Raw genomic sequence first — 14,389 nt, forward strand, 5'->3', positions numbered from 1 at the left:
TTTTTGTTTTTGATACCCTGAGATAATATTGAATTAAGCTTGATTGGCTTTAATTTCCCGCAGGTAGCGGTAAATAGAATGTACCGAAATCCCTAAACGAGTCGCGGCCACTTGGGCGCTGTCTTTGAGCTCAAAAATACCTAACTCATGCAATTGATTGACGATTTCACGGCTCTTTTGTGAGGGTGAAATCCCAGGATTTGAGCGCACTTCATGGTTGATACTGTCAATCGTGCTATGCAGCGCTTCATCGATATTGCGGGCAAATATCTCTGGTGAGCTAGTTACTTCAGTGCTGAAGAGATTATCCGGCATCATAGTGCGCAGTACTGATTGCAGCGGCGCATCCATGTCGCTGTTAATGCACAGCAAACCTATGGGCTGATTTTTACTGTTGCGGATGACCGTCGTGATCGATCTTAGCGTCTTACCATTGGCGCATTTAGTTAGGTAAGAGTTAGAAATATCCTGACCTGTCTTGAGTTTAAGCAAGGCAAGGTTGGTTATCGGCGCCCCCACTTCTCGACCTGTGACATGGCCATTGGCAATTTTGACCACAGACGGATGTTTCGCATCTAAGCTGTGCAATACCACTTCTGTGTGCTGACCATACATAGCTGCGATGCCATCGACGATATTTTCGACCGATTTCAGAATATCCAGATCACTTTGCGTTAAATCTTGCAGTTTCACAATTTCAACCTTTGGTTATTAACCCGCCATTATTCAGCGGGTTAAAATCATTATGCCGACATAATATCGATAATAGTGACATCTGTGGATGACATGCCATTGAGGATCATTTTGCCAATGTTTTTAATGGTTTTTTCAACATCGGTTGCAATAATACCTTGGCCGGAGACATTGTGACTACTGAGCGCCATCAAAAATGAGCGCACGGCCGCACTGGAGGACGTGCTGACCTTCATGGCGCAGGAAGCTTTAGCGCCGTCACACACCATGCCCGAGCTGTCACTGATCACGTTTTGAATCGCGAAACAGGATTGTTCGAACGAACCTCCCGCCAAATACACCATGGCCATAGACGCGGCGGCGCTGGTGACTGTATTACCACAAAATGCTGACAGCGGCGGATAGTGGGACTTGATATAAATTGCCCCGAGATGGCTCATGATCAACGCGCGGGCTAGCTGTTCTTCCGAAACCTTATAGCATTGCGCCGTTAATACCACGGGAATGGTCGCGGCGATGCCTTGGTTGCCACTGCCAAGATTACTCATGGCGGGCAAATTAGCACCGCCCATGCGCGCATCTGAGGCTGCAGCCGTTAACATCACGATTTTATTGAGTAAATCTTCACCAATAATGCCGGCGGCTATGCCGCTTTTCATGGTGCGGCCGACTTCGAGTCCATAGGGATTGGCCATGCCTTCATCGGATAATTTGCCGTTTAACTCAGAGGCCTCGAGGATGAACTTGATCTCTTCGAAGGGGACTTCTTGGGCGAAGCGATAAATGGATTCGATAGTGATATCCACGCCTTCACAGATGGAACCCGTGGCTTTAGCTTGCGTGCTATCGACACTGAAGACGGATTCGCCGTTGAGGCGCTTTTCGGCAATAAGCGTATGGCCACCACAGATTTTCACTAGGGCTTCGCGGTCGCCTTTTTTTGCGATAACACAGCAATAGATAAATTCTGCCGTTTCAGTGCGCTCGACGGTGACTTTACCCGCATCGATCAGTGCCTGTGCTTTGGCGACTTGCTCCGGCGTGATCACTGCCAATACTTCTAAGCCCGCATCAGGATTACCGGCAATGGCGCCTGCCGCTGCGGCAATTGCCAGACCGATTTTGCCTGTACCAGGCACAAACACACCCATAGAGTTTTTATAAAGATTGTCAGACACTTGTACAGCAATTGAATCGGGCTCAACACCCAGTAAGGCGCGAGCGACGGCGGCGGCGTAAGCGGCGGCGATGGGCTCAGTGCAGCCTAATGCGGGCTTAACGACCTGTTTGATGATGTTAATATACTGCTGCCATTGGGGTTTCATCAGCTTACAACCTTTTGTTAATACTTAAATGTTAACGTGTGCTATCGCTTCAACTTCCACTTTAACGCCCAGTGGAAGATCCTTCACCGCAAAACAGCTACGTGCAGGGCAGTCGGTTTTAAAATAGGTTTTATATACTTCGTTAAAGGCGGCAAAGTCACTGATCTCAGCAAGATAACAAGTGGTTTTGAGAACCGTTTCTAAGCTACCGCCACCCGCTTCAAGTACGTATTTGAGATTGTCTAGCGACTGAATCGATTGTGCGGTGATCCCACCGTCAACCACGCCGCCTTTCTCTTTACAAACGGGTAGTTGGCCAGAGGTAAAGATGAGATTGCCATAGCTCGTACCGTGTGAATAAGGGCCAATGGCTGCGGGAGCGCTTTCTGCGTGAATAATGGTTTTCATTGTCTCTCCAACGTGCAAATAAAATTGAATGCCGCGTTCGGCCTATGTGCAACATTATTTGTATTTTTTGCATTTATTGCAATTATTTTTTAATAAATTTCACTTGCTAGTGTTATTTGTGCGCTATTTATCCCGTTTTTAGCTAAGTTGTGAGCGTTAACTCTTTGTTCAACAAAAGTTGAGTATAATGGTTGCTGAGTTTGTTTTGTTCAAATATATTTGCACAAAATAATAGCAACAAGGTAAAGGTGAAATAATGGATGCAACAATTACTGCTGCACAGTGGAAAGCAGATACCCGCTTCGATAGTACGGATTGGGGCTGGATAATCATGAGTATCGGTATGGCGATTGGCGCGGGGATCGTGTTTTTGCCTGTGCAGGTTGGTTTAATGGGCCTATGGGTGTTCTTACTGTCTGGCATTATTGGCTATCCGGCCATGTATATGTTTCAGCGGTTATTTATCAATACCTTAGCCGAATCACCTGAGTGTAAGGATTACCCGAGTGTGATTTCGGGTTACTTAGGTAAAAACTGGGGCATGTTGTTGGGCGGCTTGTACTTCATAATGCTGGTTATTTGGGTGTTTGTGTATTCAACGGCCATTACTAACGACAGTGCTTCTTTTTTACAGAGCTTTGGGGTGACGAAAGACTTGTTGTCACATAATCCCTTCTACGGGTTAGCGCTGATCTGCGGCTTAGTTGCTTTAGCATCCCGCGGCGAAAATCTACTGTTTAAGATCTCCACTTTTATGGTGCTGACTAAGCTGGGCGTTGTGGCTGTGTTAGGGCTATTGATGGTGGACAAGTGGGATATCAATAATATTGGCGCTATTCCGGCAACGGGAGATTGGTTAAAAGATGCGGTCGTTATGCTGCCCTTTACGCTGACATCGATTCTGTTTATTCAAAGCTTAAGCCCTATGGTGATTTCATACCGTTCGCGGGAAAAATCCTTAGCCGTGGCGCGCTTTAAAGCGATGCGCGCCATGAATATTGCCTTTGGTGTCTTGTTTGTCGTGGTGTTCTTTTATGCTGTGTCATTCACGCTCGCTATGGGTCATGAACAAGCGGTGCGTGCATCGGAAGAAAATATCTCAGCCTTAGCCATGGTCGCCCAAGGTATGCAGGGACAAACACTGAAATTACTGAGTCTGACACTGAACATTTTTGCGGTCATGACGGCTTACTTTGGGGTGTATCTTGGTTTCAGGGAAGCTTGCCAAGGGCTAACCATGAATATGCTGCGTCGATATATGCCTGAAGATCGCATCAACAAAAAGCTTGTGGGTTACGGCATCATGATTTTCACGATTCTACTGTCGTGGGGCGCGATTGTATTGAATGCGCCAGTGCTGAGCTTTACGTCGATTTGCAGTCCAATCTTTGGTTTGGTCGGGTGTTTGATCCCTGCTTATTTAGTGTATCAAGTGCCTGCACTGCATAAGTACAAAGGTGCGTCGCTGTACATCATTATCATCACAGGTTTATTGCTGTGTGTATCACCTTTCTTGGCGTTTAGTTAACACGAATAAAGTGGTACAAAAAGATAAGCTTTAAGGAATTAAAAAACCGGTATTAAGTGTAAACTCAATACCGGTTTTCTATTTTGAGCAATCATTTCGATAATGCTCTATGGTCAAAGTTTGAATTGAGATGTGGCGTTTTTCAGTTCATTGGCAAAATCAACTAACCCTTCGGAGACATTGCGAACCTGCGACAGAATTTGCAATGTCTGTTCGAATGAAGCGTTCATATTGACGACGTTATCGACCACTTGAGAAGCGACTGAGGCTTGCTCTTCCGTTGCCGAGGCAATGTGGGTGTTCATGCTATTGATACTGACAATCTGCTGCTGAATCGATTTTAATGCACTGCCTGTGTTTTGGGCATTGGTTTCATTTTCCGATGATTTCGACATGGCCACATTCATGGTACTGACCGAAGAAATGGCCGCCGTTTTAAGGTTTTGTAACACATGACGAATTTCTGTGGTTGCATCTGCGGTTTTAGAGGCGAGGGCACGGACTTCATCCGCTACCACGGCAAAGCCCCGTCCTTGCTCACCCGCGCGGGCAGCTTCGATGGCGGCGTTCAGTGCCAACAGGTTAGTTTGCTCAGCAATCGAGGTAATCACATTTAAGATAGAGGTGACATTTTCAGTGTCTCTGGCAAGTTCATTAATCGAGTTAGAAGCGGCCTGAATCCCCGTATTTAATTCCTGTGAAATATCGATAGTACGTTGGACGACTGTCATACCTTGCATGGCTTCTTTTTCGGCAATCTGGGCGGCACTGGCGGCTTGGCGCGCATTTTGCGAAATTTCAATGACGGAGTGGCGCATGTCTTCCATTGAAACTTGCACAGCACTGGCATCATGGCTTTGTCTCTGAGTTGCATGCGTCGCATCTTCCATTCGCTGTTTGAGTGAGTGCGAGCTTGCAAGCAAGGGATCGGTAACATTCACCACCCTGCGAATCGAATCACCGAGTAACCCAAGGAATCGATTGAAGTTACTCGATACTTGGCCGAGTTCATCACTACCAGACACGTTAAGTTTATGGCTAAGATCACCCTTACCATCGGCGAGCTCACTCAATGACTGGGCAACATTACGGGCAGAAGAGCTAATGGCGCGTGCAATGGCGATAGTGACAATAAACATCACGATCAGCAAAGCGATACCGATGGAGAGGGTGAGCCATAAACTTTGCTCCGATCTGTCGCCCGCTTCTTTTATTGATTGTTTAAATTCGAGTACTTTTTCTTGTTTGTAGTTTTGTATTTCATTGAGCACTGCTTCATAGGCTTGGGATTTTTCTTGGCTGATTTGGCCAATATTTGCCATATCAATCGTACCTGCCAGCATGCCTTTAGCCAGCTTAATTGTCATGTCGTTATAACGGGTTAATTTAGCCGATAGATTGTTGAGTTGATTGGCTTGTGAGGGATCGACGTTGTCTAACTGTTGGAGGTTTTTGCGTAAAGATTCGTACATAGTACCTGCATTGGTTAACAGGTCTTCGTCGGCAAAAGAAACGGATTGAGTATAAAGCTCATCGAGTCGTTGGATAAAAAACACGTTTTGATTGGCGAGTTCAACCCTTTGGTAAACTTGCTGCTCCATATAGTTAAGAGTGGTGCGATTTTTATTTATGGAGATAACACTAATGCTTAAGTTTAAAGCGAAAATGATGACTGCTAAAATAAATATCGCGATAACTTTTTTAAAAATAGAAATGTTATTAAAGAAATTCATCCCTTGCCCCCAAGTTGTGCCGAGCTTAAGCCCGGCACTCCAATCTAAAACTCGGCAATAACTTTTACCGAATCATTGGCCTCACTACTATCAATATAGCCAATAATATTAGGGTTAGATGCAACTAATTTTATCATCTCCGCCCCACTAGTGACCTCCTTGGGTGGCGTTCCTTTGCCCGTAAACACTTTCTGTGACCAATATGACTTAAGTTGGCTGGATGACTTGCCCAATACTTTAGTGTCAAATGTCTCCCTTAAGGGCATAGCACTGTCAAGATTGACCGGTACTGCTTGGGCTCCTCCGGGGAAGGTCTTTGTTTTTCCTAAAAAAATATTCTCGATTGATTTTTGATCTATTGCATCCGCATTACTGGGATTCACGATGACAACTACGCCAGCAAATAATGGCATTGAGAGTAAACTGAGTAGGATTGAGCAAAGTAATTTTTTCATATCTCTCTCCTAAAATACTAAATCAATACCAAGACTGATGGATTTAGAATCCCCTGCGACTTTCATGCCTGGGCCGCCATCATCTTTAACGTCATCATATTGAATTTTAAAGGCTGCCGAAGGATGGAAATCCCAACGTATTCCTGCCGAGCTTGTATGGTGCACTTCGCCGCCTTCACCATCATTGAAGTCCGAATAGGAAATGTATGGCATCACTGAATCGATACGATAACCGAAAGTGAGCAAGTAAGTATCTAGATTGCTACCATCGAGATCTAAGCGGTTAAGCTCTGATAGAAAGAGGAAGTTCTCATAATCTACGTTAACTGACAGGCCATAAAACTTGCCTGAACGTTGGGTGCTGCCATTCCATTCCTGCTGAATTCCACCAATATAACGTTCATTAGTGTATTGCATATGTGTAAGGCGAATATCTAACCAATCTTTATTGAATTGGACAACAATACCGCCTATGTCCTTCCACACTTCTCGGGTATTTTCGAGGAAGAAAAAGTCAGATAACAGTTTATTGGGTTCACTATCTTCGCTACCGTAATAGACTTGCCCTGACATGGTCCAGTCGCCAATTAAATAGTTGTATAGCGCGCTGACACCTGTGTAGTTAAATATTTGCCATGTGTAGTTATCTGCGGGTGGACGTATCCAAGGATAGGCATATCCAACATCAAAAAAATCACTGTAATAGTAGAGAGGTAGGCGTTTTTTACCGCCTTGTACAGTCCAATGATCATTGATCTCGTAGGATAAATAAGCCCATTCAAAACTTGCCGAAAAATCATCGGCACCGCGTGAAACGACCTGTGCAGTGGCAGTTAAACCTTCGAGTAAATCAGCAGAAAATTGGATTCCAAATAAGGTATCTGGTTTAAAGCTAATATCTTCATCGTAGGCACCAACGAGTGGATAGTCTGCGAGAAAGGTGGGACCTAAATCAAACTCAGCAACGCCAGAACCTTCGAGAACTTGACCCGCGACAACTGAGGCAAAACCTGAAATGTTCACTTCTGCATACGCGGTGGTGCTGAGCAAGAGTGAGCAAAGACCTAATGAAAACTTATGTTTCATAAAAAAGCCCTTTAAAGTGAGGTATATTCGTTTTTAAGCCTAGAACAGGTGTGAACATACGCAAACTTTTATGGAACATTTTTGCAACACAGTGGTCTAAGTCCCATTTCGGACGATGAGTTTGGAATTTATGTTGTGATTATTGAGTTGAAAGTGAGTTGAAAGCGCTAGATGCGCCAAATATCTAGACCTGAATTCGGGCAAGTTTAGAGGTCGCAATTTTAGTGCACACTTAAATTGCAGATTTAAGCGTATAAATTTTAGTCACTAAATTCGAATTCTGTTTCATTTTTGCAGATGAAAATGTTGTAAAGCATATTTTGTAAATAATAGTTCGGCCAAGAGAATAACTCATTTTATTAAATGAGAACTCTGCACGTTTGCACGATAAATAACTAGGAATTATCTCCCTCATAAATATTAACTTCGACTAATGTTGATATTTTTTTGCGGTGTGATTATAAATGAAATACGAGTGATACTTGTTTTAGTCGGCTTGAATTTGTTCAGTTTATATAATCCTCTTAATTTTTCATCGTCTTAGTCTTCTAAAATTGCTCTTCTAAGAAAAGTTGACATTTATCCCATTTTTACGAGTATGCCGCGCTGCGGCATATTTTACTGCGTCTTTTTCTCCGATTTACGGTCTTTGTACTGTATGGTGAGCAGCCTAAATTGGGTTTGATTGCTGCATAGGGTCATAGAACCTATAATCTTGCTCTGTGATGTTGAGTTCTCTTCTTTCTAACATGATCCAATAAAAGGAATGTCATAATGCAAAGACGCAATTTTTTAAAAAGTGCGGCTATTTTGTCGACTGCGGGTTTTATCACGCCGGTACTGGCATCTTCCTCTAAATCGAGTGTCGTTGAACCTAGCGCAAGCGATGGACGTCGCCGTTTTATCTTAACAAACACTTACCATCTTGTTGCTCCTGAAGGCTCTGAGGGCGTGGTTAAGTTGTGGATCCCTTTGCCTGAAGACACGCAATTCCAACGGGTCAGTAAGCTGAATTTCACCGGCAGTTTTAAAGATGCTTATATCAGCTCAAACAACAGTTATGGCGCCAAAACGCTGTTTGCGACTTGGCCAGATGCCAAAGGCAGCATGACAATGACCGTTGAGTTAGATATTGAAACCTTAGATTGGGAACCGGTTAAAAGCGGCGCTTTGACTCACTATCGCACACCAACACAGATCCACTATCCTGCAGAGGTAGAACGTTATTTACTGCCGACTAAACATATGCCGATTAACGGTATTGTGAAGCAAACGGCGGATAAAATCGTCGGTAGCGAAACTGAACCACTGAAACAAGCGCGACTGATTTACCTTTGGGTTAGCGCCAATATGTTCCGCGACAATAGTGTGATTGGCTGTGGTACAGGTGATGTGGCCAGCATTTTAGAAAGTGGCAAGTTAGGCGGTAAGTGTACCGACATTAACTCGGTATTTGTGGCGTTAATGCGCGCTGTGGGTATCCCTGCCCGTGAAATGTTTGGTATTCGCTTAGGTCAGGCGATCAAGATGGGTCATTACTCTAAAAAGGCCTTTGGGAGCGCCGATGACAAAGGGGCTGCCGATGTCAGTGGCGGTCAACATTGCCGCGCTATGTTCTATTTAGCGGGTTATGGTTGGTTGCCCGCCGATCCTGCCGATGTGACTAAAATGCGCTTAACAGAGAAAAAAGAGCACAGCGATCCTGCGGTTCAGGCAGTGAATGATTATCTCTTTGGTAACTGGGAAATGAACTGGGTTGGCTTTAACTATGGTCGCGACTTTGATTTATTCCCTGAAGCCGAGCAGACACCACTGAATAACTTTGGTTATCCGTATGCGGAGGTCGATGGCGATCCTGTGAATTATTATGAACCAAAAGTGTTTGCCTATGACTACCAGTCAACCGAACAACGCTAAGGGACTCTTAGCGACGATGGCCGCCGCAGTGATTGCTGCGGTTGCTTCAAGCCTATGCTGTATTGCCCCGCTTATTTATCTGGTGTTCGGGGTGTCGGCCGCGAGCCTGTCGGGGATTGAGCAGCTGAGCTGGCTGCAAGTGCCCATGTTGATACTGTCTACTGGACTTATCCTGATGGGATTTTGGCGGCTCTATTTTGCTAAAAAACTATTGTGTACTGCGACGTTGAGTCGTACTCAGATGGTGTGGCTGTACTGGTTAACTGTGCCTGTCGTGCTGGCATTTCAGTTATATCCTTTTGTATTACCTTGGTTATTAGAGGTGTTCGAATGAAGTTAGTGTTATTTCTCGCCTTGAGCTTGTGTTCAGCGTCGAGCTGGGCGGCAAACGTGCTGGTTACCTTGAATGTTAAGGGCATGACTTGTCCGCTGTGTGTCACTGTCGTGAATAAAGCCCTGCGTAAAACCGATGGGGTGATTAAGGCCAAAGCTTCGTTGAAAACTGAGCAAGCAATAGTGACTGTGCCAGAGGATTTTAATCTCGATAATTTACTCAAGGCCGTTGATGAAACGGGTTATAAGGGCAGTATTAACAAGATAGAGAAACAAGCTTAAGCGTCTTAGAACAGTTGCTGGTACCGCGTTTTAGCTGCTCGTTTTTAGCCACTTTCTCTTAGCCAGCTTTTAGCAAAAGAGTTAGCCAAAAAATATTAAAGATCAGCCTAAGTTCAAATGCTTAGGCTGATTTTAACGAATAAGCCAATCTTCACGTCATCAGTCTATCTTCCACACCCGCTTACACTCTCACCCACACCTCATTCAATACTCAATACTCAATACTCAATACTCAATACTCAATACACCCAATCCGCTTAACATCTTGGCATACCATTGCTTGGTTAGCTGTAATACACCTCGGGATCGACTCTGCGCTGCCTCTGTTCATTTTTCTCTGAAGACTCCTTTATCAGATCCATTTTTTGCGCTTGCAGTAATTCTAGCTGCTTGGCTTTTTCTTCATTAGACAGGCTTTCATCGTTGGCAATTTTTTCCATTTCAGCCTCTAGCTGCTTCAGTTTTTCCCTATCGATACCTGTACGTTTATCGAGAATCGTCTGCATGGCTTCAGCCAATTTGTCGGTGCTTTTATCTGACTCAGGGGTGCCAGCAATAGCTTGCACATTACCCGTATAGCCTTGTTTAGCGTTAGGTGCGAGATGGCTATAGGTATCGGCTGTCGTTACAGGCGCAGAAGAGGAGAGGGTTACAGTATCTTGGCTTGCTGTTGAACCCGATGCCTTAATCAAAGTGGGATCATTGGCTTGGCTGCTCTGACTCGATTTGAGTTGCGTGAGTGCTAAATTTGCATAGGGATTGGTATAGCTGTTGGGATTGATTGTGCTCATGTCCGATTCCTTTTGGTATGGCCCAGTGGTTGCGATTGAGTCCCTTGGTCACCTTTGGCTTTAATGCTGTGCGGTTAAATGGTGCTACTGGGCGTTCAACTCAATCTAATGATGCTCGGTATTTTATTAAGCAAGTTAGAGGCCAACTCAGGCTTATGTGGGGTTTATGTATGGTTCATTCGTGATTGATTTATCAGAAGTCACGCTTGAACGAGGCTTTTAAAAAATATTTATACAAAAAATTGATCCTTGTACAACTATGGTCCGTAATTAAAGACATAGTGATACAAGGAGTCGACTTATGTACAAGTTTAACCCGCAGCGAATTCAGATTGGGATCAGTGCTTGCTTATTAGGGGAGAAGGTTCGTTTTGATGGCGGACATAAAAATTCTACCTATTGTAATCAAGAGATTAAGCAATTTTTCGATTATGTGCCTATCTGTCCAGAAATGGCGATTGGCCTAGGTGCACCCCGTAAAAGTATCCGTTTAGTCCGTGATGGTGAAATCATCTTAGTGCAGAGCGGTGACGGTAGCTTAGATGTGACCGATAAGCTCAATGAATACAGCGAAAACAAGGTTGAAGAGCTTGATTTCCTCGGCGGATACTTGCTTTGCGCTAAGTCGCCAACCTGCGGCATGGAGCGGGTGACAGAGTACAAAATTGGCACTAACAATGGCTCTAAGTCGGGGATTGGTGTGTTCGCCCGCAAGTTGATGGAGCGATATCCACTATTGCCTGTGGAAGAAGAAGGCCGCTTGCATGACATGGTGCTACGGGAGAACTTTTTCACCCGCGTTTATGCCTATCACGATTGGCACCTGATGAAGCATGAAGGGCTGACTAAGCATAAGTTAGTGAAGTTTCATTCCCGCTATAAATATTTATTAATGGCGCATAGCCCTACATGGTATCGCGAGCTTGGGCCGATAGTGGCCAATATTGAGGATCTTGAACAAAGCGCAACCCGCTACTTTGAAGGCTTTATGACGGCCCTCAAAATCAATGCGACCCGTAAAAATCATACCAGTACGCTGCAGCATATTCAGGGCTACTTTAAAAAGCATTTGAGCAAAGAGCAAAAGACAGAACTGTCTGAAGCGATTATGAAATATCGCGAAGGTTTATTGCCTCTGTTAGTGCCTATCACGCTTATCAACCATTATCTGCGGGAATTCCCAACGCCTTACATAGAAGAGCAAGTGTATTTGAATCCCCATCCAGAGGCGTTGAAGCTGCGCTATGCCTACTAGTATTGGCTTTGCCGTACTGAGTGGTTTTTAGCTTTGAATGTAGTGAGTTATTACTGATATATGAAACAAGATACCCAGTCCATGACCAGCGATGAGCCCAATGATGGCGTGTTACTCCCCATTGGTGAAGTGTCGGCCTTAACCGGCGTGAATGCCGTGACCTTAAGGGCATGGCAGCGCCGTTTTGGTTTAGTGATCCCTGCGCGCACGCCCAAGGGACACAGATTATATACGAGTGAAAATATCCAAGAAATCCATGAGATTAATGCATGGTTAGCTAAAGGTGTTGCGATCAGCAAGGTTAAACCTTTGTTGATGAGTGCCGCCAAATTATCAAGTGAAATGATTGAATCCCAAGTTGTCGATCTGTGGGGGGAGCAAATTACTGCGCTGAATGCGGCATTGTTCGACTTCAATCAGCATAAATTGCAGCAGATATTAGACGATGCATTTGGCTTATATCCGTTTCAATTAGTGAAAGAAAAGTTACTGCAACCTTGGCTTAATCAACTCGAAGACTTAGTGGATGAGCGGCTCGATGCCGAGTTAATTCTCGCTTGGTTAAAAAGTGAATTACTCAGCCGAGTTGGTGGGCGTTATGCCTTTACCGGACAGGCCATTGCGGCGCGAATGGCTGTGGTGCAGTTATCCCGCGGCGCGTCCACTCCGCCTAATTCTTCCCGTACTAAAAGCTTGTTTTCTCAGCTCTTATCGCTCGAGTTAGCGTCGCTTCGAGTATCGGTTATCGACCTTGGCGAGCAGGCCATAGGTAGTTTACCGCTGCTGCAGGGTAGGCTTAACGTCGATGCACTTTTGCTGATCCCTGATCCAAATCATTCGGGGTCTGAGCAGACTGAAATGCTCACTGTATTGGCACAAATGAGTTTCCCCTGCCGATTTGTTGGCCCCTTTGTACCGACGTTGACTTCCTTATCGGCTTTCTGGGCGCCTTCGATGACTGACTTTATTGGACAAATGCCGTCTCGCTCAGTGGGGAAGGTCAACAGAAGTCACAAAGGCAAAGGGAAAAGTATTGGCGTGAGTCAAAGCGAGCAGGGCAATAGTGGAGAAAACAATGACATCAGTTAACGATTCAATGCCAATAGATTCAATGTCAATAAAAGTGCAGGGCAATAATGCATTGATGTGGTTTCGCCAAGATTTACGCCTCGCCGATAATCAGGCGCTAACCGCTGCTTGCGATTGGGCTCGGGAGAATGGCGTGGCACTTAAGGCGATTTATATCGCTACGCCAACCCAGTGGCAACGCCATGATGTGGCGCCCATTCAGTTGGATTTTATCGAACGTCATATTAATTTACTTGCCCAAGGGCTGGCGAGTTTGGGGATTATATTCGAATTAATTCAGTTAGATACCTTTGCCGATGTGCCAGCGTTTATCAGTGATTACTGCCAGCAGCAAGGTATTAGCCGCGTGTTTGCCGGCAGTGAGCCTGAGATTAACGAGCAACAGCGTGACCAAGCCTGTATTCAGGCGGGTATTCCTCTGGTATTAACCGATGAGCATTGTTTGCTTAAGCCGGGCACAGTGCTGAACTTGTCCGGCGACATGTATAAGGTTTTCACCCCTTTTAGCCGTAAGTGGCGAGAAATTGCCGCTCGCCATGCCATTTTGCCGCTTCCAGTTCCGGCGCCGCTTGGACCTGTGTTGACCGAGCCAAAGCCACATTTGTTTAACAATGTCACTAAAGTATCGAGTGAACTTTGGGCTGCGGGAGAAGGGCAGGCAAAGCGTTTGCTTTCTGCATTTATTCAACAAAAAGTGCAGGATTATAAGCAAGATAGGGATTTCCCTGCCATCGATGGTACCAGTTCAATTTCACCCTATTTAGCCATTGGCGTCGTTAGCCCAAGACAATGCGTTGCCGCGTTGCTGCATGACTTCCCCGAGGTAATTGTCGACGATACTAGCCCAGCTCGTACTTGGTTAAATGAGCTTACCTGGCGTGAGTTTTATCGTCATTTGCTGGTGGCATTTCCTGACTTATCTAAAAATCATAATTTCAATCGACAAGCCGACCATGTGCAGTGGCGCAATAATCCGCAGGAGTTTGCCGCTTGGTGTGAAGGTCGTACTGGCTATCCGATTGTCGATGCGGCAATGCGCCAGCTCAATCAAACGGGTTGGATGCATAACCGTTTGCGTATGGTGGTGGCGAGTTTCCTAACGAAACATCTGCTGATTGATTGGCGTTGGGGCGAGCGTTATTTTCGCCAAAAGCTCATCGATGGTGACTTGGCTGCAAATAATGGCGGTTGGCAGTGGTCCGCAGGTTGTGGCTGCGATGCCCAGCCTTATTTCCGCATTTTTAATCCTATGAGCCAGAGTGAAAAGTTTGATCCAGATGGCAGCTTCATCCGTAAGTACTTACCAGAGCTCGCATCTTGGGGAATTAAGCAATTACATCAACCCAGTACAGCGCAGACACCGTCCTTGTTTGAACAGCCGTTATTTAACACTCAAACGGCTTATCCGAGTGCGATTGTCGAGCACAGTGCAGCAAGAGCAAGGGCGTTAACCGTACTAGGCGTATTGAAAAAGGCCACGGCCCAATAAATAGG

General features: G+C 45.2%; 14 protein-coding genes. 7 read left to right on the forward strand and 7 right to left on the reverse strand.

Annotated elements, in window-relative coordinates; genetic code table 11:
• Positions 1–33: 33 nt before the first annotated feature.
• From DYH48_RS04560 to DYH48_RS04570, 3 genes are read right to left on the reverse strand one after another with little or no spacing between them, the layout of a single operon-like run.
• Complete coding sequence (locus DYH48_RS04560; protein WP_006085738.1) at positions 34–693, reverse strand: helix-turn-helix transcriptional regulator; 660 nt, start codon at positions 691–693, stop codon at positions 34–36.
• 50 nt (positions 694–743) lie between these two features.
• Entirely contained in the window at positions 744–2,018 is a 1,275-nt protein-coding gene (locus DYH48_RS04565) for an L-cysteine desulfidase family protein (protein WP_011847397.1), read from the reverse strand.
• Between the two features lie 24 nt (positions 2,019–2,042).
• Positions 2,043–2,426 (reverse strand): RidA family protein, encoded by a 384-nt coding sequence (locus DYH48_RS04570; RefSeq protein WP_115334172.1) that lies wholly within the window; start codon positions 2,424–2,426, stop codon positions 2,043–2,045.
• 256 nt (positions 2,427–2,682) lie between these two features.
• Here DYH48_RS04570 and DYH48_RS04575 point away from each other — a divergent pair, with 256 nt between their 5' ends.
• Positions 2,683–3,954: an SLC5/6 family protein gene (locus DYH48_RS04575; RefSeq protein WP_011847396.1), complete on the forward strand. Its 1,272-nt coding sequence runs from the start codon at positions 2,683–2,685 to the stop codon at positions 3,952–3,954.
• Positions 3,955–4,067: 113 nt separating this feature from the next.
• Here DYH48_RS04575 and DYH48_RS04580 read toward each other — a convergent pair whose 3' ends face one another.
• Genes DYH48_RS04580 through DYH48_RS04590 form a run of 3 tightly spaced genes read right to left on the reverse strand, consistent with a single transcriptional unit; the run spans position 4,068 to position 7,228 of the window.
• Positions 4,068–5,687, reverse strand: coding sequence for a methyl-accepting chemotaxis protein (locus DYH48_RS04580; protein ID WP_107402344.1), 1,620 nt, complete (start codon positions 5,685–5,687; stop codon positions 4,068–4,070).
• A 44-nt stretch (positions 5,688–5,731) separates the two neighbouring features.
• Positions 5,732–6,142 (reverse strand): type 2 periplasmic-binding domain-containing protein, encoded by a 411-nt coding sequence (locus DYH48_RS04585; protein ID WP_006082554.1) that lies wholly within the window; start codon positions 6,140–6,142, stop codon positions 5,732–5,734.
• 9 nt (positions 6,143–6,151) lie between these two features.
• Positions 6,152–7,228 (reverse strand): hypothetical protein, encoded by a 1,077-nt coding sequence (locus tag DYH48_RS04590; protein ID WP_012587141.1) that lies wholly within the window; start codon positions 7,226–7,228, stop codon positions 6,152–6,154.
• A gap of 774 nt (positions 7,229–8,002) precedes the next feature.
• Here DYH48_RS04590 and DYH48_RS04595 point away from each other — a divergent pair.
• Genes DYH48_RS04595 through DYH48_RS04605 form a run of 3 tightly spaced genes read left to right on the forward strand, consistent with a single transcriptional unit; the run spans position 8,003 to position 9,760 of the window.
• On the forward strand, positions 8,003–9,145 hold the full coding sequence (locus tag DYH48_RS04595) for a transglutaminase-like domain-containing protein (RefSeq protein ID WP_115334173.1): 1,143 nt from the start codon (positions 8,003–8,005) through the stop codon (positions 9,143–9,145).
• Between the two features lie 16 nt (positions 9,146–9,161).
• Positions 9,162–9,479 carry a membrane protein gene (locus DYH48_RS04600; RefSeq protein WP_041411469.1) on the forward strand — a complete coding sequence of 106 codons (318 nt, stop codon included), beginning with the start codon at positions 9,162–9,164 and terminating at the stop codon, positions 9,477–9,479.
• Positions 9,476–9,760, forward strand: coding sequence for a heavy-metal-associated domain-containing protein (locus tag DYH48_RS04605; RefSeq protein WP_012089771.1), 285 nt, complete (start codon positions 9,476–9,478; stop codon positions 9,758–9,760). The genes DYH48_RS04600 and DYH48_RS04605 overlap by 4 nt, the downstream gene beginning before the upstream one ends.
• Positions 9,761–10,044: 284 nt before the next feature.
• Here DYH48_RS04605 and DYH48_RS04610 read toward each other — a convergent pair whose 3' ends face one another.
• A complete protein-coding gene (locus DYH48_RS04610; RefSeq protein ID WP_115334174.1) occupies positions 10,045–10,551 on the reverse strand; it encodes a hypothetical protein in 507 nt (168 codons plus the stop codon).
• Between the two features lie 301 nt (positions 10,552–10,852).
• Between DYH48_RS04610 and DYH48_RS04615 the strand changes: the two genes are divergently transcribed.
• The 3 genes from DYH48_RS04615 to phrB are packed head-to-tail and all read left to right on the forward strand — an operon-like array spanning position 10,853 to position 14,384.
• Positions 10,853–11,806 carry a YbgA family protein gene (locus DYH48_RS04615; RefSeq protein ID WP_012089769.1) on the forward strand — a complete coding sequence of 318 codons (954 nt, stop codon included), beginning with the start codon at positions 10,853–10,855 and terminating at the stop codon, positions 11,804–11,806.
• 60 nt (positions 11,807–11,866) lie between these two features.
• A complete protein-coding gene (locus tag DYH48_RS04620) occupies positions 11,867–12,895 on the forward strand; it encodes a MerR family transcriptional regulator (RefSeq protein ID WP_115334175.1) in 1,029 nt (342 codons plus the stop codon).
• On the forward strand, positions 12,882–14,384 hold the full coding sequence (gene phrB / locus DYH48_RS04625) for a deoxyribodipyrimidine photo-lyase (RefSeq protein ID WP_115334176.1): 1,503 nt from the start codon (positions 12,882–12,884) through the stop codon (positions 14,382–14,384). The genes DYH48_RS04620 and phrB overlap by 14 nt, the downstream gene beginning before the upstream one ends.
• Positions 14,385–14,389: the final 5 nt, after the last annotated feature.

Source organism: Shewanella baltica, assembly GCF_900456975.1.
Taxonomy (GTDB): domain Bacteria; phylum Pseudomonadota; class Gammaproteobacteria; order Enterobacterales; family Shewanellaceae; genus Shewanella; species Shewanella baltica.